Below are 26,834 nucleotides of genomic sequence, written 5' to 3' on the forward strand. Positions count from 1 at the left end.
GTTATCCAGAGAGGGTTTGCACCACCATGAAAAAATTGGCCAGTCTGATGATTGCACTGAGTTTTTGTTCCAGCGCCATGGCGGCGGAGATTATCACCGTAAGTCGTTTTGAAATGGGCAAGGATACCTGGCCTTTCGACCGCGAAGAAGTGATGTTGACCTGTGCAAAAGGCAATGCGCTGTTTGTTATCAATCCAAGCACGCTGGCGCAATACCCAATCAACGATGTCGCCAGCGATCTGGTAAAGAGCGGGCAGGCGAAAGGGCAGAACATCAGCATTATCCAGAGCGACGACCCACAGCATCCGGGCCAGAAAAAGAGCCTGACGCCGATTATCGAGCGCACTCAGAAGCTGTGTAACTAAGCGGAAAAGTCACGCCAGAGATTCACTTCAATACGCTGTCTTGCCGCCTGGCAAGGCAGTTTGCCTGTTTCTGCCGCCATGATCACAGAGCCAACAAGTTTATATCAAGCCGTTTACAACTGGCTGGAAAATCCCCGCGCCTGTACTACCTTTTAAAGGGCAAGGCGACATAGCCTGCATAAATGCCAACTTTTAGCGCACGGCTCCCACAAGGAGCCATTTCCCTGGACCGAAGATAGGAATCGTCTTCGGTCTTTTTTTATGGATTTTTTTAACCAGTAACCCGACGTTCAATCGTTTTGCGCAGCTCATGTCTTTCCCCATTCCCACTCTGTAGGCATTCCGTTTTATTAGCGAAACGCACTATTACCCTGGCAGGGGCAGTGCGAATGTTCTTTCAATGCCTGTATCTCCTGGATCTCCTGTATCCCATGAACTGGCAATACCCGTTCAGCTGTTTGCCCTGCTTTGCTATAGGCGTAATTTGTGTATCCAGGTTCGGCATTCATTCAACATTTCTGGCCTTTAAAAAGGCTCTGATCAGCTCGTCTTCATCCATAAAAGGATGGAGAGACCACCGCAATGACATTCTGCATTGGCTATTTCTGAGTAAAAATATCAAACCTCCGGGTTACACATTCCTCATATCACTTCTCATTTGAATGTCATACGCCATTTCTGCACTTCACATTTTTATAAATATTCTTATAAATCATGGGTATGTTTGTTGTGGGGTATAGGTGGGGGAATGAGGTTTTTATGATAAATACATGAGTTGTGTCATGGGGGGATTCATTGAAAAATGCACCCATCAAATTCAAGGTGTTTATCGCTTGAGTATGTTCCCTGAAGGGGCAGTATTTATTTTCAGGGTGTGGTTTTGGCAGTGTTAACTTATTTATGCCATGGGCGAGATAACTTAATTTAACCGAAGGGGTGTTTCACTCTGTAAATTCCCCTTCGGATAGAGGTGGCTTATTCGTGATTGGACAATAAGGTATCCGATATCTATATCCGCCTGATGATTAACATCTGGTATTTAAAATAGCAAGGAATAATGAAGTCATGAAACTGAACAAATTCGTTTTAGCACTGGGTATGGGCGCTGTAATTATTGCTGGTTCAGCGAATGCTGCAGATCAAGGGCAGGGGAAAATTAACTTCGTAGGTTCAATTGTTGATGCACCGTGCTCAATTAGCGATGCTTCCGATGGACAGAGCGTGAAGTTGGGTCAAATCTCCAGCGCTGCTCTGGCTAACAATGGGACCTCCACGCCTAAAAACTTCGAAATTGATCTTGAGAACTGCGCGGTGAGCACAGTTAAAGGTGTGACCGTAACTTTTAGCGGTGCAGCTAGCTCAACTAACAAAGATCACCTGGGTATTACCGGTACCGCTACCGGTGCGTCAATCGCGCTGACCGATGGTGCGGGCAAAGCCATTGCACTGGGCAAAGCCACCGATGCACAAGCCCTGCAGGATGGCTCCAACCACCTGCTGTTCTCCGCGTATGTTCAGGGTGACGGCGCTTCAGCACCTACCGCGGGTGAATTCTCTTCCGTTGCCGATTTTACCTTAGCTTACCAGTAAGACGACGCTACCGGATACCGATGAACAGGTATCCGGTAAGTCCCCTGTTCTGCCGTCTGTCGTAGTCCAGACAAGACGGCTGATACAGCTCAACACCATTGTGACGGAGTAACAGTGATGTGCATCTTTCGGGTACTGCTTTTCATACTGATAAGCCTGCTTTCAGTCAGCGCCCCGGCGCGCCTGCAGGGACAAGGCATTGTCCGTATGAATGGCAGCATCCTCGATACTCCTTGCGCCATTGATGTGGCCGACCGGGAGCAAACGGTAGAAATCGGTACTGACACGGTAAGTGAAGTCCTTCATGGCGGGGTGGGAATGGCGCGTCCGTTTGCCATCCATTTGGTGAACTGTCGCCTTCTACCTCAGAACCAGGGAACAACCGCCGCGTCGCGATTTCAGGTCACGTTTGAGGGCAAACCGGATGACGGTTTATTTGGGATCGACGGTGCAACGGGCATTGGCCTGGAGATTGCGGACAGCTCGGGTCACCTGGCCGTGCCAGGACAGCCAATGTCTTATGAGCCCCTGGCCTCCGGTCGTATGGAACTGGACTTCTTTTTACGGGTGGTTAGCGATCATTCGCTGTATCAGGCGGGAGATTTTCGCACGGCTGTCCGTTTCAAAATTGATTATTTTTGATGGGAAGGTGAGGCAATGTTCAAACTGCGAAGGTCGCTGGTGGCTATTTATCTGGCGTTACTTGCCGGACAAATAGCGCACGCCGCTGACGGTGACGTGCAGTTTAACACCGACGTGCTGGACGTGAAGGATCGTAGTCGTATCGATCTGAACCAGTTTGCACGCGCAGGCTATTTGATGCCAGGAGATTATCAGCTTGCGGTAAGAGTCAATAAAGCGGAGCTGCCTGAGCGGAACATTGCCTTTATGGTTCCAGACGATGACCCTAAAGGCTCACAGGCTTGCCTGACCAAAGAGTTGGTTTCGACGTTTGGCCTGAAAGAAGGGACAATGAGTCACCTTTCCTGGTGGCATGATGGCCAGTGCCTGGATATGCATTCCTTACCGGGCATCATTGCCCGGGCTGATTTGGGCACCGGCACGCTTTACCTGAACGTCCCGCAGGCTTTTCTGGAATACACCGCTGAAAACTGGGATCCGCCTTCACGTTGGGATAACGGTGTGCCGGGGATCCTGTTTGACTACGGTATCAATGCCATGAACACCCGCCAGTCTTCGGGTGGGCAGTCACAGTCCATTAGCGGTAATGGAACGACCGGTGTCAACGCGGGGCCATGGCGTCTGCGGGCCGACTGGCAGGGGCAATATAACCGGAGTTCAGTTCAGGGCAGCGGTTCGCAACAAAGCCTGAACTGGGACCGTTACTATGCCTATCGGGCGATTACCTCGCTAAAGGCGAAACTGGTGCTTGGGGAGAACTATCTGCCTTCCTCAATGTTCGACAGCTTTCGTTTTACTGGCGTCAGTATGACCACGGATGACAGTCAGCTACCGCCAAATCTGCGTGGCTATGCGCCGGAGGTGACCGGGGTGGCGAAAACCAACGCCAAGGTGACCGTCAGGCAGCAAGGCCGGGTGCTTGATGAGACCACGGTCGCCGCCGGTCCGTTTCGTATTCAGGATCTGAATGATGCGGTCGCCGGCAAATTAGACGTGACGGTTCAGGAACAGGACGGCACGGTACAAACCTTCCAGGTTGATACCGCCAGCATTCCCTATCTGACTCGTCCGGGTTTGGTTCGCTATAAAGTCTCCGCGGGTAAGCCCTCGGATTACAGCCATCACACCCAGAGCCCGACATTTGCCACAGGCGAGTTTTCCTGGGGTGTTAACAATGGCTGGTCATTGTACGGGGGCGGAATGTCTGCCGGCGACTATAACGCGCTGGCGACAGGGGTCGGTCGCGATCTGATGGCATTTGGGGCGTTATCGTTTGATGTTACGCAGTCCCGGGCCACTTTCCCAGGAGAAGTGACTAAACATGGTGGTTCGTATCGTCTGAGCTATTCCAAACGTTTTGACAAGTATGACAGTCAGGTGACGTTTGCTGGTTACCGGTTCTCAGAACGTAACTTTATGAGCATGTCGCAATACCTGACTGCCCGTGAGCAGCACAACACGGGCGAGGGCGGCGGTAAGGAAGCTTATACCGTCACGCTCAATAAGCAGTTCCGTGATCTCAATTTGAGCGCCTATCTGAACTACAGCCACCAGACCTATTGGAATGGAACACCGACCGATACCTGGAATGCTTCAGTGGCGAACAGTTTTGACCTTGGGCGTTTTAAAAACATCAGTTTAAGCCTGTCGGCCTATCGCTCAAAAATGGAGGGTAAAAACGATGATGGCATGTTTCTTGGCCTGAGTCTGCCATGGGGGGCGGGCGGTTCGATGAGTTACAGCGGGCAGTTTGGCGGCAGCAGTAGCCACAGTGCCAGTTATCACAACAATATCGACAGCAACAATAGCTATAGCCTGTCGACAGGGGCGACGACCGATGGCCGCCTTACCGGCAGCGGATACTATACGCATGACGGTGACATTGCTGAAGTCAGCGCAAATGCCAGTTTCCGTGGCAGCGATTACAGCGCGGTTGGCCTGTCGATGCAGGGAGGCATGACCGCTACTGCCCAGGGCGCGGCATTGCACCGAACCGGTGTGATGGGCGGCACCCGGATGCTGGTGGATACGGATGGCGTTGGCAATGTACCCATCCGCGGTTACGGCGCGGTGACAAATACCAATATGTTTGGTAAGGCGGTGGTGGCGAATATCAGTAGTTATTACCGCAGCAGCGTTAATGTGGATCTGGATAAACTGCCGGATGATGTGGATGCAACGCGTTCAGTGGTTCAGGACACGCTGACGGAAGGGGCTATCGGTTACCGCAAATTTGGCATATTAGCCGGCCAAAAGGCGATGGCAATTATTAAGCTCGCAGACGGCAGTTCGCCTCCCTTTGGTGCGACGGTAATGAATAAAGCGAAGATCCAAACGGGGATTGTTGGGGATGACGGCAAAATATGGCTTTCTGGCATTAAGCCGGGTGCAGATATGGATGTGAGCTGGGACGGTAAAAAGCAATGTCAAATCCAACTGCCTGCGCCGTTACCGACAAATCTGGAAAACATCCTGTTATTACCGTGCATCACCCGGTAGCCGGTCCAGATCCTGTTACAACCCGTTCTTATACACGAATGCAGAAGTCTGCCCGTAAGGCACGTCAGTTGCGGGTGGAAAATAGAGATATGTCAGGAAGTAATATCTGCATGGAGGTTTGCCTGACAAAGGATGGATACGAAACCTTGAACAGACACGCTGTAGGTGAAAAGTGAATAGCTTACAGACCCTGAAGAATAGTACCGGCCAAAGGCCGGAATCCGAGGAAACCTGACAATGAAACTTACAACGTTTTATCGCACCGCCGCTATTACCGTAGCCGCAATACTGGCCGCTCAATCCGCGCAGGCTGCTATTGCCCTGGACAGAACCCGGGTGATCCTGAATGCCGGTCAGCACTCACAAACGCTGAGCATCTCTAATGAGAATAAGACTTTACCTTACTTGGCGCAGAGTTGGTTGGAGAATGAACAGGGGCAAAAAATTGAAAGCCCGTTGACCGCACTGCCGCCACTGCAGCGGGTTGAACCCGGCGCTAAAAGCCAGATAAAAGTCCAACTGACCGGCGCGATGTCGCAATTGCCACAGGACAGGGAATCGCTGTTTTACTTTAACGTGCGAGAAATTCCGCCGAAGAGTAACAAGCCAAATACCTTACAGATAGCGCTTCAGACCCGGGTTAAGCTGTTTTATCGTCCGGAAGCATTAGCTATCAATAGTGGGGATACTAATTTGCCACAGAAACAGCTGACATTAACAAAAGAAGGCGATCGTTACCGTTTAACCAACCCGACCGGTTACTACGTCACCATCATAAGTGCAGCCTCTTCAGAAAAAGCGGCACAGTTGGCGGGTTTCAAAGCCGCGATGGTGGCCCCTAAAAGCAGCACCATGCTGCAGGGGAGTGCATCGGCATTGGGCGCACATCCCGTGCTGACCTACATCAATGACTTCGGTGGCCGCCCGCAACTGATCTTCAGTTGCAGTGGCGCAAGCTGTTCCGTCAGCAGTACGAAAGCGGGCTGATTGAAAGCTTAACCCTCATCTCAGGAGGCAGAGGATGGTACAGGTAAAAGAGTTCAACAGTTTGCAGGCAGCGCTGATCGTTGCTGCCTGGGCATGGATGACGCCCGGTGCCAGCGCAAGCGATAACTGGCAGGTCGACGGTGAGCATGCTGAACTGGAAGTCCATGGGTCGTTGCAGGAAGGTGCCTGTCTTCTGGGGATGGAATCGGCGTTTCAGCTGATTGAAATGGGGGATATTTCCAGCCGAAAACTGGTGAAGCCGGGGGATGAGGGGCAACCCGTCCCCGTCCACCTGAAACTCCGTGACTGCAGCCGCTACATTGATGAAAAGCACAAAAATCAACGGGCAATTCAGCCCGAGGTGACTTTGGCATTTAGTGGGGTTAAGGATGCGGATATGCCGTCGTTATTGAAGGCATCGGGCATATCCGGAATCGCATTAAAACTGCGCGATTCGCAGGGTATTGCCGTTCAACCGGGCGTGCGAAGCAAACCCATGCTGCTCACCCCAGGCGACAATGACCTGGTATACAGCTTAATACCGGTGCGTACACCGGCCCCACTGACCGCCGGAGAATTCCGGCTGGTAAGTAATGTCGAAGTGAGTTATGACTAACAAAATAAACCCAGGTTTATCATTGCGATCCCTGGTCATTGGGATGATGTGCTTACTGGCTGGTTTAAGTATCAGGCAGGTCAGCGCAATGGATAATAATGTGCAGATAAGCGGTGCGCTGGTGAGTGAACCCTGCACGCTGGAGGTGAACGATAATACCCTGTCTGTGGATTTTGGGACCATTATCGAGAAACAGTTGTATCAGGAAACCCGTACGAAAGGGGTCCCCTTTTCGATATCGCTGAAGGACTGTGATACCTCCCTGGGCAAGGCTGTGAATTTGACATTCAGTGGCAAAGAAAGCACGGCGTTGCCTGGGCTGCTGGTTGCTGATGGCGATGGCGCAGCCGGCATTGCGATTGGCATGGAAACTCAGGACGACAAGCCAATTGCACTTAACCAACTTACGCCTGCATTTGCCCTGCAAGACGGGACCACCATCATCAGCCTCAAGGCCTACGTGCAAGCGGAACCGGATGCCCTCGCACATCAGGGGCTGGTCGCGGGAAATTTTAGCGCTGTCGCCACCATTGATGCGTCCTATCCGTAGTGGCCAGGAAAAAAGAATATGAAACTAATGACTGTCTCGGGTGTGCTGATGGTAATGAGTACGCTGGCACTGTTGCCAGGAACTGTCGCACAGGCCAGTCGTCTCCGTGACGGCCAGAGCGAATCGATCATGAATATTAGGGTTTCTGGCTCGGTCATCGCCAGCACGTCCTGCACCTTTAACCAGGGCGGTACGATTGATGTCGATTTTGGCGATATCAATTATGAGTCATCCGCGGGAGTGAATACGCTGAAAGGGGAATATAGCCAGAAGTTGGTCAGCGACATTACCTGTACGGGGGAAACACAAGGGACGGCGACAATGAGTTTATCAACGAATTCTGACCCGGTTAATTACAATGGTCATAAATTATTGGGAACGTTGTTAAATGGGCAAAATACTCAGGACCTTGCTATCGAACTTTTGGTGAACGGGGCTGTTCAGGATGTTAACACCGCTTTTCAGGTGGACATGAACAGCCCACCGACTCTGACAGCTATGCTGCTAGTGGTCGATAGCGGCACGGCGCTGGTCAATGATTCCCGTCTGACGGCCAGCGCCACGCTGACCCTGGCATTTAACTGATAAAGAGGGGAGTAGCATGTCCAAACTCCGTGTCATTGATGGGATGATAATGCTTTGCGCGTTGCCGTTTTTTTTCACAATCCCTGCACAGGCGGTTTCTCATGGCGACAGCGTGGCCTTTGCTTTTAAAGGTCATCTGGTGCAGATCAATATTCCGTGCACCATCAATCAAAATCAAGTGATCAACGTGCCCTTCGGCAACGTCAGTGTCAGCAAGGTCTCCAGTGGAGACTATGTGCAGAATCTCAGCTACTCGCTGGACTGCGGCAGCTCGGCCAATTCGGTCAGTATGATGCTGAAAGCCACCCCCACCGACTGGGATCAGCAGGCTATGGTCTCCAGCGTCACGGGGTTAGGGGTAAGGATATTGAACGGGGGGGTGCCGATGGAGTTGAATAACAAAATCGATATTCAGCTAAGTAATCCACCCGTGTTGCAAGCGCAACTGGTCACCGCCCCCGGCGCGCAGCTGACGGAGCAGGCATTTACCTCCGGTGGAACACTCGTTGCAGAGTATCAGTAATTCACACCCTCAATCCCGCCTTGCTTAGGCAACGACGGGGACATTCTGCCGCAGGGGTTGACGTGAAGAAGATGCGTAAATCACTTTCCGTCTACCGAGGCTTAATTTTAAACGGACAGGGCGGCATTAAACTGTTGCAGTGTCCTGAGCAGCAATCCGATCAGTGTTAACTCAGGTTTGCCTCTGCGCATCAGCGGTGCCGGGCTACGTCGAGCTTTCTATGGTCAGGGTTGGTGGGAGAAAGAAATGAAACGATTACGATTCCCGAACATGGCCGGCAGAAAGACTTTCCTGAGCTTCCCTCTTAAGGACACTTTTCGGTTTTGCTTGGGGGTGGGTGTTTTACTGCTAATCACCACATCGCATTGCTATGCGCTCCCCTGGCCAGAAGCATCAAAACAAGGGTGCGATACAAGCACCGGCGTCATGCAGGTTGAGGAAAACGCTTACTGCACAAGGATGAATACTGTGTCACCCGCATCTTTATTTGTGGCCGGGCAGACGTTTCAGACTGGGCGTAACACCAACACCTTCGATGCAGACTGGTATTTACCAGAAGGCGATTACGTTATGTCCATGGTCCTTTGCAACGTCGCTTTAAGTGCACCATCCGGAGTTTGTACCTTGAATGAGGCATACGCCACATTCAAGGGGACGAATGCAGTACATATATCCTCAGGGGTGTCGGTCCAGGACGTCAGCGGACAGTTTAGTCAGATTCCAAGCTTTACGGTTCCGGTACGAAGCAGTGCCTGTGCTATTTTTACCAATATCACGACTGGCATATCCTACGGGGAAGACAGATACAACTTTATGTGTGCGGATGCCCATCCGATTCCCGTTAGGCCAGATATCTGCACTATTAACGGAGATCAGGATCTTTCTGTGGTGTTTCCCCAGACAGACAGGGCGAATATTGCGACGTCACCTATGAGCAACGCCAGTGGTAATATCAGCAAAACGGTCCCTGTTTCCTGTACCGGGAATGCCGCCATCAGCGTTAAAACCAGTTTTTCTTATACGCCGATAAACGTAAGTAACTACCAGGTATTGTCCACATCCAGCGCAAATTTAGGGGTGGCAATTATTTATGATGGCAAAGTTGTCAGCCCAACCGACTCTATTGATGAAACATTCCAGGCGGGCACCTCGAATATTACCCTGGAATTTGAAATGGTACGTGATGCAAATGTCGCAAGTGAGCTTATTGCTACCGGTGATTTTAGCGCCAGCGCGGTTATGATAATGACACAGCAATAACAGTCAAGAAAATCATCATCCTATGATGTTAAGGGTTGATGCAGCGCTCTTAACGTTGGAAGGGCTTTTAGATTTCGTTCTGTTTCTAAAGGTTATTGAGTGGCGGGTTGATTATATTGACCTGGTATTTTCATCTGAGGTTTTTACTTTGCGTAATATAATTAATAACGCCACGAATAAAACGATGCAGGGATATCAGCGCGCGCTGTTGGGTCTGAACGTATTATTTATCGCCTGGTTCTGTTTGGGATTGCTGTTTTATTTGCCTAATAACAGTGGCAGCGGTTTGGCTCTGCCGTTTAATATTTTATGCTGGGGAGTAATGGCGTTGGCCGCAATGTGGCTGGCGCTGGTGTTGCCTGAGGGCGCTTTTCATCTCGGGGAAGGAAAAAACAGCAACCGCCGCGACCTGCGGGCATTTGTCCCATTATTGCTGCCTTTGGGCGCGATTTTATGGTCTCTGCCGATCCTCTGGTCGCCCTCGCGGATTGCCCAGGCAGAGAGTTTGTCTCATGTAGCCGCATTGTGGGGACTGCTCGGTTTTCTGTGGTTGCTGCGTCGGTTACCGGCCAGGGCGCTGCGGCTGCGTAATTGGTTAACCCTGTTATGGTGCGCGGCACTACTGCAAGCCCTGTTTGGCCTGCTGCAGATCACCTTATTCACGTATCTTGGGGAATATCATGGTGTCAGCCCGTCGGGAATTTTTCAGCAGGCGAATGTGCAGGCCTCATTTTTGGCAACGGGTTTAGCCTGCCTTCTGTTTCATCAACTGTTTTTAGGCAACAGAAATAAATTACTGGCAACGCTAGCCAACTTTTCGATGATTTTTCTGCCTTTTATGTTGGTGTTGTTACAAAGCAGAGGAGGGCGGATTGGCGCCGGTGTTTCTGTTGCCATGTTGATATTCATGTTTCTGCTAAACAGAGGAAACAGGGGGAAATTAACCCGCCAGTGTTTACTGATGGTGACAGGGATCGCCCTGGCATTTTTATTACAACACCTGATATTGGATGTATGGAGTCAGTTAAGCTTTGGCAATGCCGGCGCTTCATCGATGCAGGAGCGTTTCTTATCCAGGGATACCACCTACTCAACCCGGGAACGGTGGTACATTCTAAAAACCACCTGGGAAATGATTCAACATCATCCATGGTTGGGCGTCGGCTATGGGCGTTTTGAAGCAGAGTTTTCCCGGCAAACGTTGGCCAGCAGTGGCATCTTCAACTCGGCGACGTTAATCCATCCCCATAATGAGTTGTTGTATGCCTGGTCTGAAGGAGGGCTAATTGCGCTGCTTGGCATGCTGATGATGATCGCGGGAATAGGGTTTTCACTTTGGCAAAAAGGAGGACTCCGGTGGTGTGGGGTCGCCTTGCTGGTACCGATCGCTATCCACATGAATCTCGAATTGCCCCTGTACCAATCGGTTACGCATGGCATGGTGTTGGTCATTTTGTTAAGCCTGATTTTACCGCCGCGCGTCGCTTTTTTGGCCCATGACGACGCAATGAAAATCAATGTGCAAACAAATAAACGTGAATGGCTTATTTTCAAAGAGAAGAGCCTGCGCGTAATGCTTTTTCTCACGGGTCTGGTGGTGTTCACGTATATGGCCGGCGCTTTACAAACCCAGCAGGCGCTTGTCGCGGTGGAAAGACAGCACATGACCCCGTTAGTCCTCGACGAGGCGGGGACAATTTCAAGATTATGGAACCCGCTTAGCCTGCCTGTAAAACTGGACTATGACCGCCATATCGCGCTATTGATGCGCTATAATCTCACCCGTGATGGGGAGTTGCTCACTCAGTTCGATGATTGGGCTAAAGGCTATTTGATCCAGCACAACGATCCGAATGTTGTGAACAGCAGATTAATGATTGCCCGGTATTCTGACTCTGCGAAATATACCCGCCTTTGTCATCAGGCACACTCGCAGTGGCCAGAAGACCCACGTTTTCAATGCGCGTATTGAAAATATTCGATTTTCTGACCACCGGAAAGTCAGACATTAAGGCGTAATCTGCTGATAAAGGATGATTTCAGCGTTACGCCGAATGATTTTTTGTCCACATTTATCGATGAATCAACGGGCAGGCTGATATTGCATCAGCGTTTCATAGGTAACCGACGCTCCGCCACAGACAATCACCAACACGTTATCTTCAGGCTTGAAGCCGATCCGGTTTTTATACATCAACGATAAAGACGCGCCACACGCAGGTTCAACCAATACCCGATGATCGTTAAGGAACAGTTTGCAGGCTTCCACCGTCTCATCGTCGGACACCAGTAAACTCCGCACATCAAACTGCTGGCTAACGTTAAACGCATTCTCGCAAACCTGGCTGGCGGCCAACGTTGTGGCAATGCCGCTGACCTGTTCAAGACGGACCAATTTCTTTGCCTGCATCGACGCATTCAGCGAGGCCGTACCGAAGGTTTCCGCAGCGTATATCGGAATGTTTTTAAGCTGATGTTTTTCCAGCCCCAGCGCAATACCCGATAGCAAACTGCCGCCACCCACCGAAAGCACCACAGCATCCGGGGTCACGCCAGCTTCAATCACTTCATCGATCAGGGTGCTGATGCCTTGCCACAGCAGCGGGTTATCAAATGGATGCACATAGACGTTGGTATCGGACGTTAATGACACGGCATGATCGTTGGCCTCACTCCAGTTTCGGCCCTGCACAACCAGCTGGGCGCCTTCCTGCAGGATCAGCTGCCGTGCGCGGGAAGAAGTCGTCTCAGGTACCACCACCGTCACCGGAATATTCAGCTGTCGGCCACTGTGCGCTACCGCAATGCCGGCATTACCGCCTGACGAACTGACAAACCCTTTGGCACCTTTCGCCGCATAAAACTGGCAGGCGTGGCTGGCGCTGCGCAGTTTGAATGAGCCGCTCGGTTGGGCCGACTCCATTTTAAGCCAGACCTTACACTGGTTTAACTGACTCAGCGGGAGGGAAGAAATCAGGGGCGTGTGCAGCGAAATAGTCATCGTGGGAGGTGTGCCTTATATGCGACTTTCCAACAGGATAGCCTCAAACAATAGCTTTTCACCGTTGGAAAGTCATCAGGCGAATACTTGTGAGGTTATCGCCTGCCAAATCCTGCTGAACGGCTGGCGCTATCGATTGCTGACAGCGTAGATGGCAAGCTAAACGACGAATGCGCTACACAAAGGTCCAGATAAAGCGGCCGTTATCTTTGGTTATGCGTCCGGCAGAAGTGCGATCGAAATGGCTGGTAAAGACCGTCGCGTTTTCAGTTGCGGCAAATTCCAGCAGCCAGCGGCGAGACTCGGCGGCCAGTGGACCGTTGCCGCAGAACATTGAGTTCCACTGCGGATGGGCAACCTGAAGGGCTGAGTGCATCACGTCGCCCAAAAAGATCGCCGTTTCACCTTCGGTGACAAAGGCGATGCTCATATGTCCCGGGCTGTGTCCCGGCGTTGGATAGAAGACAATACCGGGCAGATATTCGGTGATTTCATCGGGCAGGGTAACCAGACGGCGTGCATCAATGATCGGCTGCACGCTGTCATCAAACACCACTCTGCGGGCCGCTGCGGCTGGAGAGGTCATAAAGGTGACTTCTGCCTGCGGACAAACCCAGGTTGCGTTGGGGAAGGTGGGTATCCAGCTATCACCGTTTGGCACCGTATTCCAGCCCACATGATCGGTATGCAGATGGGTATGCAGCACATAATCTACATCCGCCGGATCGATGCCTGCGGCAGTCAGATTCTCCATCCACGGGGAATTGAGCTGGTGGAACAATGGACTGAAAGGCCGATCTTTGCCATTACCGGTGGCGGTATCGATCAGCATGATGCGGTTGGGGGTTTCAACCAGCCAGCTGTGCACGCTCATATGCACCGGTGTATCGGCTTGCTCAGCAGGCGACTCTTCACCCGACGTGGGGAACAGTTTCCCCTGCGGTACGCTGAACATCTGTTCAGTCAGGCGGGTGATTTTCAGTTTGCCGATAGTGTAAGACGCCTGCTCAGTCATTAATTTACTCCGTTATGGTAAAGCCCCCGGATGGCCCGGGTGATGACGCTGAAATATCCTGCAGGGTCAGACAGCGTAAATGCGCCTGGATTCCCCGTAAGCGTAAATAATGATATTTAACGTTTGATGACGGCGAACAGGTCGAAAGTCTCGTCTGCAGGGGACCTAAACACCCTGTTGAGCTCACAATCCAGCCAAAGCCACAGGTTTTTACCCTTTATCTTGTTTATCCCGCGCCAACACTCTACCCTCAGTGGGCAACAACGATACGCGAGTGACGCGTCCACCGTTCGGCCTGGAGCCAACTTGATGAAAAGCGACAAAGAGATTTCGATAGACCAGTTTACTGATGCAGAGAAGGAGCTGGTGGCGGCAAAGGTTAAGGCCCTGACGTTAAAAATGAGCCATGTGCCAAGTAAGAAAGAAGAAAAGGAAATTCAGAAAGAGGCCAAGCGCCTGGTGATGAAGGATCGTGTGGTAAAAGAGACCACCAAAGCCGTGATAGCGAAGAAACCGCGCAAGGCGTCTTCGGCTAAAGAGAGTGAAGTTAAAGAGTTCAACTGGTCAGCTTCACTAAGCAAAAACCCGCGCGCATTAAAAGCCAAATAGTGCCGCCCGCTACAGCGTCAGCCGGGTGCCAGCCCCGAGCGTCTGACGCTGTCAGCATTACCCCACAATAATCAAATGCACCAGCCGGGCTAACACCTCAATAATCAACAGGCTCCCAGCCGTAATTAACGACAGCGTGATATAAAACTGTTTGCGATTGCTCATGAGTGTGCGAAATCCCAATCCCCGAATAGCCTATACTCTAGACGTTATTTCCTAAACGGACTGTCAATGTTTCCAGTAAATGTGCTCAGGGTGGATCATGCTGTACCAATATCTTAACGGTGAAAACTGGCGTCATATTTATCTGGTAGGCGATTTGCATGGCTGCAGAACCTTGCTGGATGAACAACTGCTAGCCCGTCAATTTGATACAGAGAAAGATTTACTGATTTCCGTCGGTGACTTAATCGATCGCGGCCCGGACAGTCCGGCCTGTCTGGCGCTGCTGCAGGAACCCTGGTTTCGCAGCGTGCGCGGCAACCATGAAGAGATGGCACTCAGCGCGCTGACCAGTGGATTGCATAAGCAGTGGATGTTTAACGGCGGTGACTGGTTCTATAAGTTGAAAGGCGTCGAGATGATCGCGGCTAAGCATGCGATCAATCACTGCCGGACGCTGCCGCTGATTATGCATGTGCAGCTGGACCAACGCATCGTGGTGGTTGCGCATGCCGATTATCCGGCAAATCATTATGCGTTTGGCGGCGAAGTTGACGGCAATGAGGTTGTCTGGAGCCGCCAGCGCATTGAGCAATTACAGAAGGGAAAAGGGCAGGCCATTTCAGGAGCCGATGCGTTCTATTTTGGTCACACGCCGGTCCAGAGACAGCTCGATGCCTACAATCAACACTACATTGATACCGGTGCCGTTTATGGCAACCGGTTAACGTTGGTGCAGATCCAGTAATCAGGCAAACAGCTTGCCAGCACGCACCAGTTCGCGCGGATAGTTGTTCTTAATCCGGCTGCCGACTTTCTTCGCCAGACCAATCTGCTGCTGCTGACAGGTGAGGATCAACTCATCCGCAGGCAGATCCCGTTCCGGATAAATATCCCGCCCGCGATACCACTCTTCTGCTTCCGCTAACGTCAGCTCAAAACGGTTTTTAGCGTCAGGCTCAGCCAGCGCAATCACCGCTTCGTGCTGCCAGCGATAGCCTTTAGTGAACGTCTCAGCCAGCTTCAGACCAATGCGTGAGAAGCGCACTCTGACCAGCAGCGGCTCGATGGCTAACGGGAACAGCCAGATCTCTTTGTCACGCTCCCATAAGGTATGCGCTTTGCTGTCCCAGCTGAGGCCGGATTTGGCGGCGGCGGCGATAATTTCCTGCTGCTCTTTGCGTTTTACCGGGAAGAACGGGAATTTACCCAGTTTGTAATTGGGCGTCGGTAATGCCGGCACGCTTTCCAGCTTACGCAGGCGGGCAACGAAGAAACCTTCGCTGTCAAAGATCTGAGGGAAGACGTGCAGGAATCCTTCTGGCGTCACGGCCTGCTCTGCGCCGGGGAACAGATCGTTCAGCGGTTCAATCTCTACCGCACCCGGATATTGCTGCTGCAGCCAGGCGATCACCTGCTGATTTTCAGCGCGATTAAGCGTACAGGTGGAATAAATCAGCGTGCCGCCGGGCTTCAGGGCATGAAAGGCACTGTCGATCAGGTCATGCTGCGTGGCCGCAATCTCTGCGGTGCTTTCAACGGACCAGTTGCGCAGCGCATCGGCATCCTTGCGGATCACCCCTTCGCCCGAGCACGGCGCGTCCAGTAGAATGGCGTCAAAAATTTCCGGCAATGCGGCACCAAACACCCGACCATCGAAATGGGTCATCGCCGTGTTGCTGACGCCACAGCGGCTGAGATTGGCATGCAGCACCTTCACCCGACTGGCAGAGTATTCGTTGGCAAGAATGCCGCCCTGGTTGCCCATCTTAGCTGCGATCTGCGTGGTTTTGGAGCCTGGCGCGGCGGCGACATCCATCACCGTTTCAGGCGTCGGACAGCCGGCAAATAAGGCGCTGACCGGCAGCATTGAGCTGGCTTCCTGAATATAGAACAGGCCAGAGAGATGCTCAGCGGTACTGCCCAGCGGTAGCGTGTCAGCATCGTCACGGGAAATCCAGAACCCTTCTTCACACCATGGGATCGGCGTCAGTTGCCACTGATATGGGGCAACCAATGCCAGAAAATCAGCGACGCTGATTTTGAGCGTGTTCACCCGCAGGCTGCGGCGTAACGGCTGCTGACTGATAGCGATAAAACGCTCGAATTCTGCGACATCTGGCAGCAATTCGCGCATCTGGTTTAAGAAGGAGTCGGGGAAGTACACGCGTGAGGAAGAGGACACTGAAAAATTCCGCTGGAAATAAGTGGGGCGAGTTTATCACATCCTGACAGCTGAAAAAAAACGGGCAGCTCCAGGCTGCCCGTTCAGGTTATTTCGCAGGGAGCGCGGTCCCCCATTTACGCCAGTCTTTGGGCTCTTCGTCTTCCAGCAGATAGTGCTTGCCGGAAGTGGCCTGCGGCGCTAACGGAATGGTTGGCGGCGTGGCGAAGGCAATCCCGCCCTGAATAAACTGCTGGAAGGTGCCGGTTTTCACTACGCCACCAATCAGACCGAATTTCAGGTTATAGCCGGAAGCCAGCCAGAACACCGAGTTGTTACGTACCAGATGCTGGTACTTCTTGCTGATGCGCAGGGTGATCTGGACGCGATCAGCCATGGCGCCCAACGACGTGCCGGTGACCGTACCGACCTCAATGCCACGGAACAGCACCGGCGTACCGACGGAAACGGAACCGCCTTCAGGCGCATCCATCACCACGTTCAGGCCATCCAGATAGCGCGCGTCAGTAATGGTCGATTCCTGCAGTTCGAAACTGCGTTGAGCGCGGCCTTTGCCCGGATCGACGTTGATGTACGGCTGCAACAGGGTTTCCAGATGATTGACACCTGCCGCCGATATTTCCGGCGAAACGACCGAGAAGCGGCTGCCAATGCGGGCGAAGTCATCCACATACTGCGGATACAGCACGCCTTTGGCGACAACCTCATTTTTTTCCTGATTCAACGCCAGGTCTTCGATCTGGCCGATGGTAATGCCCAGATAGCGGATCGGCATGCCGGCAGAAAGTTTGGTGGCATCGTAAGTATGCAGGGTGATCTGGCTACCTACCGCACGTGCAGCGGTCTCAGAATTATACAGCACCCGCTTATCTTTACTGGTCAGCCCGGCGCCGGCGCCGGTCAGGTTATCAAAGCTGATCGCACCTTTTAACACGCGGTTAAGCGGGGAAGCCTGAACCGTTAAGCCGCTGCCGTTCAGCTGCACGCGAGCACCGCCTTCTGACCAGAACACGCTGTTCTCGGTCAGCAGCTTGCGGTATTCCTGTTTGATATGCACCCGAACGTCAAACTCATTGGCTTTCGGGATCACCTCAACAATTTCGCCGACCTGGAACTTGCGATACAACACAATCGAACCGGCCTGTACATCCGGCAGGCTTTTCGCGGTCAGCGTCAGAGTCGTAGGCAACTGGTTTGAGGTGATGCCTTCTGCCGCTTTCTCCGCATTGGCGTAGAGCGGGTAATTCTGCTTCACCGCACCCTTGCTGCCGGGATCGAGACGAATGCCGCCATCAACCCACTCACTGGCGCTGGCACCCAGCACTTCCATGCCATCAATACCCAGCTTCACATCCAGCCGGCTGTTGATAATGAATTTACTGTCACCGTGGACCAGCTCGCGGTAGTTGCCCGCGATGGCGATAACGAAGTTAACGCCTTGCTCGTTCAGCGAGCGGTTAACCACCTGACCAATTTGCATGCCATGCAGCATGATTGGCTGGCCCGCGTCGATGCCGTAGCTCTCCGGAGCAGTCAACTTCAATTCCAGCGAGTTAGGCTGTTGCAGCAGTGCTTCATTGCTTTCCAGTACCTGATAATGATCCTGCGGCGCGCCTTCTCCGGGGATCAGCTCCAGGGTGTTGCCGGTCAGTAAGCTGCTTAAGCTGGTGTCATTCAGGCTGATTTTCGGGCTGCGCATCTCAATGCGGGTGCCGCTACGCATCAGGCCGGTAACTGAAGGATCGATGGTCAATTCACCGGTCACCTTGCCGCCTGGCTGTAAGGTCATCGCAGTCAGGGTGCCCACTTCAAGACCCTGATACATCAGCGGGGTGCTGTTGGCCTTGAGATTCTTGCCGCTCGGCAGATCAAGGCTGATGATCACCCCACGGTGACTGTGCGCTAAATCAGGATAAAGATCGTAGTTGTCTTCGGACTTCGCCGGTTCCGACTGGGCCGGCGAATCGAAGGCGATAGCGCCGTTCACCAACGCCGCCACGCTTTCCAGCTGCACCTTCACGCCATTCAGACCGACATCGGCCTTAACGCCTGATACGTTCCAAAAGCGGCTGTCTTTTTTCAGCAAATTGGTGAAGCGACGGTCAATCAGGACATCCACCGTCACGCCTTTATTACCGGGATTGATGCTGTAGTCGTAAACACGGCCAACGGGAATTTTACGGTAATACACCAGCGAGCCGGTATTTAACGAGCCAAGATCGGGCGTATGCAGATGGATCAGCATCTCGCCGGTATTGACGCGGTATTTCGGCTGAGTATCCAGCGCGACAAAGTTTTCTTTCGGCTGACCTTTACCCGGCATCATGCCGATGTAGTTACCGCCGACCAGCGCATCAAGGCCTGAAACCCCCGCCAGCGAGGCTTTCGGCGTCACCAGCCAAAACTGGGTCTGGTCGCGTAACGCATCTTTCATGTCGCTTTTGATGCTGGCCTTGATTTTGATGGTGCGCAGATCGTCCGTCATGCTGATGCCCTGCACCAGACCGACTTCAACACCCTGATAACGGACCGGCGTTCTGCCCGGCACAATGCCGTCCGCCGTGGCGAAATCAATAGTGACGGTGGTCCCGCGCTCCTGATAATTTGACCAGATAAGCCAGCCCGCAATCAGCAGCGCAATAAACGGCAATAACCAGAACGGCGAAATTTTCCGCCGGCTGGTAATGCGCGCGTTAGTCGGTGTAGTCGGCGTTTCCTGTTGCATGTGCATCCCATAATAAACGGCTATCCAGCCACTCAACGGCAAGAATAGTGAGTATGACTGACGAGCCAAAAAAGAAAGCTGCCGGTCCCATGTTGAAAGAGAGAAGCTGGTCGCGATTGACCAACGACATGGTTAACGAAATAACAAACAGATCCAGCATAGACCAGCGTCCTACCCAGGTAACCACCCGAAGCAGGCGGACGCGGGTTTTCAGCCCCTGTTCACACTTAAAGTGAATGCTGAGTAGCAGCGTCAGTAGCACGATAATTTTGGTAAACGGCACCAGAATACTGGCCACAAACACCACGATGGCCACCGGAATGTTGCCGGAACCCAGCGACATAATGCCGGAAAGGATGGTGTCTTCCTGGCGGGAACCGGTGAGATAAATGATGGAAATTGGCAGCAGATTGGCCGGGATCAGCAGCACAATAGAGGCAATCAATGCGGCCCATGATTTTTGCAAGCTGAAGTGACGACGGAAATAGAGCGGCGTGTGGCAGCGTGGGCAACGGCCCCGGGCATCGGCAACACCGGTGTGGTGGCAGCTCAGACAAACCTGTAACTTTTCCCGGGCAACATTAGGGTGAGGCTGCGGATAAAAGCGGTGCCAGAGCTGCTCAACGTTCAAATGAATCAAGGTCACCAGGCTTAGCAGCGTCAGCGAAATAAACGCAATCAGCCCGGTGCCAGGCGTAATCGCCGCATAGTCCTGCACTTTAATTGACGCAACGGCAATCCCCACCAGATAGATATCCAGCATCACCCACTCTTTAAGCCGATCGAGCATCAATAATACCGGACGCAGGTTCATGCCCAATTTTTGGCCAAAATAGAGATAAGCAATAGATCCAACCAGCGTCGCGGGGGCACCAATGGTGCAAAACGCCACCATCGAGGCGGTAATGACATTGCCTTGCTGCGCCATCTGAGTAATGCCTTCCAGCAGACTGGCATAAATGTTGGTGCCCAGCAGGCGGATGCTCATCAGCGATTCAGTGTAGGCGAATGGCATTAATAGCAGCATGGTGACGGCCATCGCGCACAGCCGGGTCATCGACCAGTCACGGCCATTCATAATGCGAGCATTGCAACGAGGGCAGTGCGCAGACTGGTTGGATTTCACATCTGGTAAGGAAAAAAGGGTATCGCATTGGGGGCAACGCTGATAACGTGCCTGAGGCAGAGCATGGCTAATGGCGTGTATTTTCATAATCCTGATCGTCTCAGGCCCAGGCAGCGCAGGTGCAGGGCAGGGTTAAGTTTTTTCGCCATAAAACGATAATGACACGTCAAGGTCATGCTTAAGGCTTCGGACTGACTAAGGGTATATTAACTAACGGAATGATTCACCTTGTCCGTCTGGGCATTTAATGCTTATTTTAGCAAGGGGTCATCATGGGCCTCATGACACGTTTTCACAATGGTTAAAAAATGACAAAAGCTGAGTTTTATTCGGACCTGAACCGTGATTTGCGCGCGCTTATCGCTGGAGAAACAAGTTTCCTGGCAGCAATGAGTAACTGCAGTGCGCTGTTATATGAGCGCCTTGACGGTGTTAACTGGGCAGGTTTCTATCTGTTGACCGAAGCCGACACGCTGGTTCTGGGACCTTTCCAGGGAAAAATCGCCTGTGTGCGTATTCCGGTAGGTCGCGGCGTGTGCGGTACGGCCGTGGCTGAAAGTCAGGTTCAGCGCGTGGATGATGTCCATGCTTTCCCGGGTCACATCGCGTGTGACGCGGCCAGTAATGCTGAGATCGTGCTGCCATTGGTGGTGAACGGCCAGACAATTGGCGTGCTGGACATCGATAGTATCGAATATAAACGCTTCGACAGCGAAGACGAAGCGGGGTTAAAAACCCTCACTGACGGGCTGTGTGAGGTGCTTGCCGGGTCTGATGTGGAAAAATTTATTCACATGAAACGCAGCTAAAGCGCTGGATCACGTAGCAATTGCCGATGGGGTCATTATAATGACGCCTGTTCATGCCTGCGCTGGTTGGCAAACCCGTTGTAATCAGGAAATTTCATGGAAAATCAACCCAAGTTGAATAGTAGTAAAGAAGTCATTGCCTTTCTGGCCGAGCGTTTCCCGAAATGCTTTAGCGCCGAAGGCGAAGCACGACCACTTAAGGTCGGCATCTTTCAGGATTTAGTCGATCGTGTTCAGGGCGAAATGAGCCTGAGTAAAACTCAGCTCCGCTCCGCACTCCGTCTTTATACGTCCAGCTGGCGCTACCTGTACGGCATCAAAGCCGGTGCAGTCCGCGTTGATCTGGATGGTAACGACTGTGGCGTCCTCGACGAGCAGCATGTAGAACATGCCCGTAAGCAACTCGAAGAAGCAAAAGCGCGTGTTCAGGCACAGCGTGAGCAGCAACAGGCGAAGAAACGCGAAGCTGGAGAAGAGGGGGCACCACGCCGTCCTCGTAAACCCGCGCGTAAACCTTCTGCCGAAGGTGAGCAGCCACGCCAGGTTCGCAGCAAACCTCAGCGTAGCACCGAGCGCGCACCTTCCGCAGAGCGTCAGCCAGCAGCAGCTCCAGCTCCCACTAAACCCGTTACCGATACCGCAGCACTGCAAGTCGGCCAGAATATCAAAGTCACCGCGGGCAAAAGTGCGATGGACGCAACCATTCTTGAAATTACCAAAGATGGCGTCCGGGTACAGTTGGCTTCCGGCCTGGCAATGATAGTACGCGCAGAACACTTGCAGTTCTGATACGGAGGCCAATCAGGGCATGAACAATTTTTTCAGAACTACTGTGATCGCAGGACTGCTGCTGGCAGGGAACGTTTTCGCCGCCGATAACATTACGCGTGCCGATCAAATTCCTCAGCTGCATCAGGAACCTCAGCATGCGACAGTCAGTGAACGTGTTACCTCACGTTTTACCCGCTCGCATTATCGCCAGTTCGATCTTAATCAGGATTTTTCCGTTAAGATTTTCGAACGCTATCTGAATCTGCTGGACTACAGCCATAACCTGCTGCTGACCTCGGATATCGAACAGTACGCCAGCAAAAAAACCACCTTAAGCGATGAGCTGAAGAGCGGTAAGCTGGATGTATTTTACGACCTGTATAATCTGGCGCAGAAACGCCGCTTTGAGCGCTATCAGTACGCATTGTCCGTGCTGAATAAGCCTATGAATTTCACCGGTAGCGATACGATTGATATCGATCGGAGCAAGTCGCCGTGGCCAAAAACCACGGCGGAGCTGAATCAGCTGTGGGATGCGAAAGTCAAATATGACGAGCTGAGCCTGAAGCTGACCGGCAAAGATGAAAAAGAGATCCGCGACGTCCTGACCAAGCGCTATCAGTTTGCTATCCGCCGTCTGGCGCAGAGCAACAGCGAGGACGTCTTCCAGCTGGCGATGACCGCGTTCGCGCACGAAATCGATCCGCATACCAACTATCTCTCTCCACGTAACACCGAGCAGTTTAATACCGAAATGAGCCTCTCTCTGGAAGGTATCGGTGCGGTGTTGCAAATGGATGACGATTATACGGTGATTAACTCGATGGTCGCCGGTGGTCCGGCAGCCAAGAGCAAATCGATCACCGTTGGCGATCGTATCGTGGGTGTCGCTCAGCCTGGCAAACCGATGGTGGATGTGATTGGCTGGCGTCTTGATGATGTGGTCGCGCAGATCAAAGGACCGAAGGGCAGCAAAGTGCGCCTGGAAGTGTTACCGGCCGGGAAGGGCACCAAAACCCGCATCGTCTCCCTGACGCGTGAGAAAATCCGTCTGGAAGACCGTGCGGTCAAAATGACCGTGCAGAATGTCGGTAATAAGAAAGTGGGCGTGCTGGATATCCCTGGTTTCTATGTTGGCCTGACTGACGATGTGAAAGTGCAGCTGCAGAAATTGCAGAAGCTGAACGTGGATAGCGTGGTCATTGACCTGCGTACCAACGGCGGTGGCGCACTGACCGAAGCGGTTTCCCTGTCTGGTCTGTTTATTCCAAGCGGCCCGGTTGTTCAGGTTCGTGACAACAACGGCAAGGTTCGTGAAGACAGTGATAACGATGGCATCGTTTATTACAAAGGTCCGCTGGTGGTGTTGGTTGACCGCTTCAGTGCCTCGGCTTCAGAAATCTTTGCGGCTGCGATGCAGGACTACGGACGCGCGCTGATTGTTGGCGAGCCGACCTTCGGTAAAGGCACCGTGCAGCAGTACCGTTCACTGAACCGGATCTACGATCAGATGCTGCGTCCTGAATGGCCGGCGCTGGGCTCTGTCCAGTACACCATCCAGAAGTTCTACCGTATCAACGGCGGCAGTACTCAGCGTAAAGGCGTGACGCCTGACCTGCTGATGCCAACCGGCGTGGAAGCGGTTGAGACCGGCGAGAAGTTCGAAGATAACGCCCTGCCATGGGACAGCATCAATGCGGCCAGCTACACCAAGTCAGGTGATTTAACCTCACTTGAGCCGAAGTTGATTCAGGACCATCAGGATCGCATCGCCAAGGATCGTGAGTTCCAGTACATCATCAAAGATATCGCGCGCTTCAATGCAATGAAGGACAAACGCAATATCATCTCTCTTAACCTCGCCGAGCGTGAGAAAGAGAACCACGAGGATGATGCACTGCGTCTGGAGCGGATTAACGCCCGTCTGCAGCAGGAAGGCAAAAAGCCACTGGCTAAGCTGGACGATCTGCCGAAAGACTATAAAGAACCGGATCCGTACCTCGACGAAACGGTCAATATTGCTAACGACCTGGCGCAGCTTGAAAAAGCACAAACGCCGCCAGCGGCAGCAAAATAAACCCGAAGGGCGCAGCTTAGTCTGCGCCCTTTTTTTATCCCATACCTCTCGCCTGTCGCTAATTTACGCCTGCTGGCAAAGCCATTTCACTTAACTCTTCCTGTTGATGCATCCCGAGATGCTTCAAAGTGTAAAGTTATGTCTTTTTAGACACTTAAAGATTAAGGGTGCTTGAAATGTTTTGCTTTGCCCATAGGATAGTTATCCGCTACAAGCGAATTTGTTAACTGAGGAAGATGAAATTCTATGATGCGTATTGCGCTTTTCCTGCTGACCAACCTGGGCGTTATGTTGGTCTTTGGGCTGATCCTCAGCCTGACAGGGATCCAGTCAAGCAGTGTACAGGGCCTGATGATCATGGCGGGTCTGTTTGGCTTCGGCGGTGCGTTTGTCTCACTGCTGATGTCGAAGTGGATGGCGTTGCGATCCGTCGGTGGTGAGGTTATTGAGCAACCGCGCAATGAGACCGAGCGCTGGTTGATGCAGACCATTGCTCAGCAGGCACAGCAGGCGGGTATCGCCATGCCGCAGGTGGCTATCTATCATGCGCCGGATATCAACGCCTTTGCGACGGGTGCCCGTCGTGATGCGTCACTGGTGGCGGTCTCTACCGGCCTGTTGCAGAACATGAGCCGTGACGAAGCCGAAGCGGTGCTGGCTCACGAGATCAGCCACATCGCTAACGGTGATATGGTTACCATGACGCTGATTCAGGGTGTGGTGAACACCTTCGTAATCTTTATATCGCGCATTCTGGCGCAGGTTGCCGCAGGCTTCCTGTCCGGCAACCGTGATGAAGGCGAAGGCAATAACGGCAACCCAATGGTCTACTTCGCCGTGTCGATGGTGCTGGAGCTGGTCTTCGGTATCGTGGCCAGCATCATCACCATGTGGTTCTCGCGTCACCGTGAGTACCATGCCGATGCCGGCTCTGCGCGACTGGTTGGTCGTGAGAAGATGATTGCAGCCTTGCAACGTCTGAAAACCAGCTATGAACCGCAGGAAGCCAGCACCATGATGGCCTTCTGCATCAACGGTAAGTCGAAGTCACTGAGTGAGCTGTTTATGTCTCACCCACCGCTGGATAAGCGCATTGAAGCGCTGCGCAGCGGTCAGTACCTGAAATAACCGACAGCTGAAATGAAAAAACCGGGCATTGCCCGGTTTTTTTATGCCTGAAAAGCACTCAGCTAGGGGTGCCGGGCTGCGTCATTCGCATCGCACTCACCACGGTAGCCAGCGTTGCGAAGCTGCCAGCCAGTAATAAAGAGGCATGGGTACCGTGACCACCAAACAGGTTGAACATCAGCGCGACCAGCGCTGCACCACTGGTCTGGCCTAGCAAGCGTGCGGTGCCCAGCATGCCGCTGGCGCCACCGCTACGGTTACGCGGAGCGGAAGTAATAATCGTGTGATTATTCGGTGACTGGAATAAGCCAAAACCTGCACCGCACAGCGCCATGCGCCAGATGATATTCAGATCTGACGGAGAGTCAGGCAGCAGCGCCAGCGAGAACAGACCGCTGGCGAACATCGCCAGACCAATCGCTCCCAGCAGACCGGCGTGATAACGCTCAATCAGTCGGCCAGCAATGGGAGCCATCACCATAGTAGCCAGTGGCCAGGGAGTCAGTAACAGTCCGGTGGCCACTTCGCCACGGTGTAACACGGTTTGCATAAAGAAGGGCAGTGAGACCATCGCCAGCATCTGGGCGCAGAAAGAGCAGACTGAGGTGCCCAGCGACAACGAGAAGATGGGAATGCGCAGCAAATCAACCGGCAATAGTGGGAAGGGCATTTTCAACTGACGACGAATAAACACAAAGCCCACGATGACCAGCGCCACCAGCTCGGTCAGGACCAGCTTGCCACTTTGTCCCTGCGCGAAGCCGCTTAAAGCCGAAATCAACAGGCCAAAGGTCAGGGCATTCATAATTGCGCTGGGAATATCAAAGCGCTGCTCTTTCGATTTCTGCGTATTATCCGGCAAGAAGCGGAAGGCGAGATAAAGCGCCGCCAGGCCGACCGGCACGTTGATCAGGAACAACCATTTCCACGAGGCAACTGAAAGCACCGCGGCCGCCACGGTGGGTCCTGCAGCGGTGGATACGGCCACGATCAGCGAGTTGATGCCCATTCCGCGCCCGAGGAAGCGCTGCGGATAGATTATCCGAATCAACGCGGTGTTGACGCTCATTAACGCGGCGCCACCAAAGCCCTGTAAAACGCGGGCAAACGTCAGCATTTCCAGCGAACTGGAAAGGGCGCAAAACAGCGAGGTGCAGGTGAACAGCACCAGACCGGCCTGATAGATACGGCGGTAGCCCAAAATATCGCCGAGGAACGACAGGGACAGCAGCGAGATGATAATGGCCAGCTGATAGGCGTTAACAATCCAGATGGATTCTGCCGGGCTGGCGTGCAGCTCGCGGGCGATGGTCGGCAGTGCCACGTTGGCAATGGCACCATCAAGCACAGCAACGGTGATGCCTAAGGCAATCGCCATTATCGCGCCGTAGCGCTGCGGGATGGGTAATCCGTCGGGTTGAGTTGTTTGCGGCATGGACCAAATTAGTCAGAAGAGTGAATATCATTATGCTAATGATTTTTCACTGACTATTCCAGGTTGTTACGCGGCGAAAACTATCAGCAGATATGTCAGGGCAATTTACCCGCTGAGCATTGCACCTGCCAGGCCGCAAAACGTATACTAGAAATACTGTTCCATTTTTTATAA

Annotated in this window: 23 protein-coding genes; 17 read left to right on the forward strand and 6 right to left on the reverse strand. The window is 52.7% G+C overall.

Annotated elements, in window-relative coordinates:
- Window positions 1-26: 26 nt before the first annotated feature.
- The 11 genes from AC1UKS_RS09675 (at window position 27) to AC1UKS_RS09725 (ending at window position 11,589) form a co-directional block, all read left to right on the forward strand.
- Window positions 27-365, forward strand: a complete 339-nt coding sequence (locus AC1UKS_RS09675; RefSeq protein WP_053142726.1) for a YebY family protein — start codon at window positions 27-29, stop codon at window positions 363-365.
- A 1,065-nt stretch (window positions 366-1,430) separates the two neighbouring features.
- Window positions 1,431-1,955: a fimbrial protein gene (locus AC1UKS_RS09680; protein WP_482436644.1), complete on the forward strand. Its 525-nt coding sequence runs from the start codon at window positions 1,431-1,433 to the stop codon at window positions 1,953-1,955.
- A 207-nt stretch (window positions 1,956-2,162) separates the two neighbouring features.
- Window positions 2,163-2,597 carry a fimbrial protein gene (locus AC1UKS_RS09685; protein ID WP_482436645.1) on the forward strand — a complete coding sequence of 145 codons (435 nt, stop codon included), beginning with the start codon at window positions 2,163-2,165 and terminating at the stop codon, window positions 2,595-2,597.
- 15 nt (window positions 2,598-2,612) lie between these two features.
- Window positions 2,613-5,096: an outer membrane usher protein gene (locus tag AC1UKS_RS09690; protein ID WP_482436647.1), complete on the forward strand. Its 2,484-nt coding sequence runs from the start codon at window positions 2,613-2,615 to the stop codon at window positions 5,094-5,096.
- 237 nt (window positions 5,097-5,333) lie between these two features.
- Window positions 5,334-6,083, forward strand: a complete 750-nt coding sequence (locus AC1UKS_RS09695) for a fimbria/pilus periplasmic chaperone (RefSeq protein ID WP_482436650.1) — start codon at window positions 5,334-5,336, stop codon at window positions 6,081-6,083.
- Between the two features lie 34 nt (window positions 6,084-6,117).
- A complete protein-coding gene (locus AC1UKS_RS09700) occupies window positions 6,118-6,699 on the forward strand; it encodes a fimbrial protein (RefSeq protein WP_482436651.1) in 582 nt (193 codons plus the stop codon).
- On the forward strand, window positions 6,692-7,249 hold the full coding sequence (locus tag AC1UKS_RS09705; protein WP_482436652.1) for a fimbrial protein: 558 nt from the start codon (window positions 6,692-6,694) through the stop codon (window positions 7,247-7,249). The genes AC1UKS_RS09700 and AC1UKS_RS09705 overlap by 8 nt, the downstream gene beginning before the upstream one ends.
- 18 nt (window positions 7,250-7,267) lie before the next feature.
- On the forward strand, window positions 7,268-7,834 hold the full coding sequence (locus AC1UKS_RS09710) for a fimbrial protein (RefSeq protein WP_482436653.1): 567 nt from the start codon (window positions 7,268-7,270) through the stop codon (window positions 7,832-7,834).
- A gap of 16 nt (window positions 7,835-7,850) precedes the next feature.
- Window positions 7,851-8,357 (forward strand): fimbrial protein, encoded by a 507-nt coding sequence (locus tag AC1UKS_RS09715; protein ID WP_482436655.1) that lies wholly within the window; start codon window positions 7,851-7,853, stop codon window positions 8,355-8,357.
- 246 nt (window positions 8,358-8,603) lie between these two features.
- Window positions 8,604-9,617, forward strand: coding sequence for a fimbrial protein (locus tag AC1UKS_RS09720; protein WP_482436657.1), 1,014 nt, complete (start codon window positions 8,604-8,606; stop codon window positions 9,615-9,617).
- A 22-nt stretch (window positions 9,618-9,639) separates the two neighbouring features.
- Complete coding sequence (locus AC1UKS_RS09725) at window positions 9,640-11,589, forward strand: O-antigen ligase family protein (protein ID WP_482436659.1); 1,950 nt, start codon at window positions 9,640-9,642, stop codon at window positions 11,587-11,589.
- A 111-nt stretch (window positions 11,590-11,700) separates the two neighbouring features.
- Here the strand turns inward: AC1UKS_RS09725 and AC1UKS_RS09730 are convergent, their stop codons facing one another.
- On the reverse strand, window positions 11,701-12,540 hold the full coding sequence (locus AC1UKS_RS09730; protein ID WP_482436660.1) for a pyridoxal-phosphate dependent enzyme: 840 nt from the start codon (window positions 12,538-12,540) through the stop codon (window positions 11,701-11,703).
- A gap of 253 nt (window positions 12,541-12,793) precedes the next feature.
- Window positions 12,794-13,633, reverse strand: coding sequence for an MBL fold metallo-hydrolase (locus AC1UKS_RS09735; protein WP_482436661.1), 840 nt, complete (start codon window positions 13,631-13,633; stop codon window positions 12,794-12,796).
- Between the two features lie 309 nt (window positions 13,634-13,942).
- On the opposite strand from AC1UKS_RS09735, the gene AC1UKS_RS09740 reads away from it, so the two are divergent.
- A complete protein-coding gene (locus AC1UKS_RS09740; protein ID WP_265910680.1) occupies window positions 13,943-14,242 on the forward strand; it encodes a hypothetical protein in 300 nt (99 codons plus the stop codon).
- Window positions 14,243-14,504: 262 nt separating this feature from the next.
- Window positions 14,505-15,152, forward strand: coding sequence for a metallophosphoesterase (locus tag AC1UKS_RS09745; protein WP_482436662.1), 648 nt, complete (start codon window positions 14,505-14,507; stop codon window positions 15,150-15,152).
- On the opposite strand, the gene rsmF is transcribed toward AC1UKS_RS09745, so the two are convergent.
- The 3 genes from rsmF to yebS form a co-directional block, all read right to left on the reverse strand.
- Window positions 15,153-16,541, reverse strand: coding sequence for a 16S rRNA (cytosine(1407)-C(5))-methyltransferase RsmF (gene rsmF, locus AC1UKS_RS09750; RefSeq protein ID WP_482436915.1), 1,389 nt, complete (start codon window positions 16,539-16,541; stop codon window positions 15,153-15,155).
- A gap of 136 nt (window positions 16,542-16,677) precedes the next feature.
- Window positions 16,678-19,314, reverse strand: coding sequence for a PqiB family protein (locus AC1UKS_RS09755; protein WP_482436663.1), 2,637 nt, complete (start codon window positions 19,312-19,314; stop codon window positions 16,678-16,680).
- The gene (gene yebS / locus AC1UKS_RS09760; RefSeq protein ID WP_482436664.1) at window positions 19,283-20,527 is read right to left on the reverse strand and encodes a membrane integrity lipid transport subunit YebS; all 1,245 of its coding nucleotides are present in this window, start codon (window positions 20,525-20,527) and stop codon (window positions 19,283-19,285) included. Before yebS ends, AC1UKS_RS09755 begins: the two co-directional genes overlap by 32 nt.
- A 221-nt stretch (window positions 20,528-20,748) precedes the next feature.
- Between yebS and AC1UKS_RS09765 the strand changes: the two genes are divergently transcribed.
- From AC1UKS_RS09765 to htpX, 4 genes are all read left to right on the forward strand, one after another.
- On the forward strand, window positions 20,749-21,249 hold the full coding sequence (locus AC1UKS_RS09765) for a GAF domain-containing protein (RefSeq protein WP_013202490.1): 501 nt from the start codon (window positions 20,749-20,751) through the stop codon (window positions 21,247-21,249).
- A 96-nt stretch (window positions 21,250-21,345) separates the two neighbouring features.
- Complete coding sequence (proQ, locus tag AC1UKS_RS09770) at window positions 21,346-22,038, forward strand: RNA chaperone ProQ (protein WP_013202489.1); 693 nt, start codon at window positions 21,346-21,348, stop codon at window positions 22,036-22,038.
- 19 nt (window positions 22,039-22,057) lie between these two features.
- On the forward strand, window positions 22,058-24,097 hold the full coding sequence (prc, locus tag AC1UKS_RS09775) for a carboxy terminal-processing peptidase (protein WP_265910675.1): 2,040 nt from the start codon (window positions 22,058-22,060) through the stop codon (window positions 24,095-24,097).
- Window positions 24,098-24,343: 246 nt separating this feature from the next.
- Window positions 24,344-25,225 (forward strand): protease HtpX, encoded by an 882-nt coding sequence (gene htpX / locus AC1UKS_RS09780; RefSeq protein WP_013202487.1) that lies wholly within the window; start codon window positions 24,344-24,346, stop codon window positions 25,223-25,225.
- A 58-nt stretch (window positions 25,226-25,283) separates the two neighbouring features.
- Here the strand turns inward: htpX and AC1UKS_RS09785 are convergent, their stop codons facing one another.
- Complete coding sequence (locus AC1UKS_RS09785; RefSeq protein ID WP_482436667.1) at window positions 25,284-26,660, reverse strand: MFS transporter; 1,377 nt, start codon at window positions 26,658-26,660, stop codon at window positions 25,284-25,286.
- Between the last annotated feature and the right edge of the window lie 174 nt (window positions 26,661-26,834).

It is taken from the genome of Erwinia sp. AK-PDG3-5 (assembly GCF_056821705.1).

Bases quoted from the DNA above. Each gene is read 5' to 3' on its own strand.
- AC1UKS_RS09720 (WP_482436657.1), top strand. From the start codon at position 8,604: ATGAAACGATTACGATTCCCGAACATGGCCGGCAGAAAGACTTTCCTG.
- AC1UKS_RS09705 (WP_482436652.1), top strand. From the start codon at position 6,692: ATGACTAACAAAATAAACCCAGGTTTATCATTGCGATCCCTGGTCATT.
- AC1UKS_RS09730 (WP_482436660.1), bottom strand. From the start codon at position 12,540: ATGGAGTCGGCCCAACCGAGCGGCTCATTCAAACTGCGCAGCGCCAGC.
- AC1UKS_RS09675 (WP_053142726.1), top strand. From the start codon at position 27: ATGAAAAAATTGGCCAGTCTGATGATTGCACTGAGTTTTTGTTCCAGC.
- AC1UKS_RS09710 (WP_482436653.1), top strand. From the start codon at position 7,268: ATGAAACTAATGACTGTCTCGGGTGTGCTGATGGTAATGAGTACGCTG.
- prc (WP_265910675.1), top strand. From the start codon at position 22,058: ATGAACAATTTTTTCAGAACTACTGTGATCGCAGGACTGCTGCTGGCA.
- htpX (WP_013202487.1), top strand. From the start codon at position 24,344: ATGATGCGTATTGCGCTTTTCCTGCTGACCAACCTGGGCGTTATGTTG.
- AC1UKS_RS09745 (WP_482436662.1), top strand. From the start codon at position 14,505: ATGCTGTACCAATATCTTAACGGTGAAAACTGGCGTCATATTTATCTG.
- AC1UKS_RS09785 (WP_482436667.1), bottom strand. From the start codon at position 26,660: ATGCCGCAAACAACTCAACCCGACGGATTACCCATCCCGCAGCGCTAC.
- proQ (WP_013202489.1), top strand. From the start codon at position 21,346: ATGGAAAATCAACCCAAGTTGAATAGTAGTAAAGAAGTCATTGCCTTT.
- AC1UKS_RS09740 (WP_265910680.1), top strand. From the start codon at position 13,943: ATGAAAAGCGACAAAGAGATTTCGATAGACCAGTTTACTGATGCAGAG.
- AC1UKS_RS09725 (WP_482436659.1), top strand. From the start codon at position 9,640: ATGATGTTAAGGGTTGATGCAGCGCTCTTAACGTTGGAAGGGCTTTTA.
- AC1UKS_RS09735 (WP_482436661.1), bottom strand. From the start codon at position 13,633: ATGACTGAGCAGGCGTCTTACACTATCGGCAAACTGAAAATCACCCGC.
- yebS (WP_482436664.1), bottom strand. From the start codon at position 20,527: ATGAAAATACACGCCATTAGCCATGCTCTGCCTCAGGCACGTTATCAG.
- rsmF (WP_482436915.1), bottom strand. From the start codon at position 16,541: ATGCGCGAATTGCTGCCAGATGTCGCAGAATTCGAGCGTTTTATCGCT.
- AC1UKS_RS09765 (WP_013202490.1), top strand. From the start codon at position 20,749: ATGACAAAAGCTGAGTTTTATTCGGACCTGAACCGTGATTTGCGCGCG.
- AC1UKS_RS09690 (WP_482436647.1), top strand. From the start codon at position 2,613: ATGTTCAAACTGCGAAGGTCGCTGGTGGCTATTTATCTGGCGTTACTT.
- AC1UKS_RS09680 (WP_482436644.1), top strand. From the start codon at position 1,431: ATGAAACTGAACAAATTCGTTTTAGCACTGGGTATGGGCGCTGTAATT.
- AC1UKS_RS09695 (WP_482436650.1), top strand. From the start codon at position 5,334: ATGAAACTTACAACGTTTTATCGCACCGCCGCTATTACCGTAGCCGCA.
- AC1UKS_RS09700 (WP_482436651.1), top strand. From the start codon at position 6,118: ATGGTACAGGTAAAAGAGTTCAACAGTTTGCAGGCAGCGCTGATCGTT.
- AC1UKS_RS09685 (WP_482436645.1), top strand. From the start codon at position 2,163: ATGAATGGCAGCATCCTCGATACTCCTTGCGCCATTGATGTGGCCGAC.
- AC1UKS_RS09715 (WP_482436655.1), top strand. From the start codon at position 7,851: ATGTCCAAACTCCGTGTCATTGATGGGATGATAATGCTTTGCGCGTTG.
- AC1UKS_RS09755 (WP_482436663.1), bottom strand. From the start codon at position 19,314: ATGCAACAGGAAACGCCGACTACACCGACTAACGCGCGCATTACCAGC.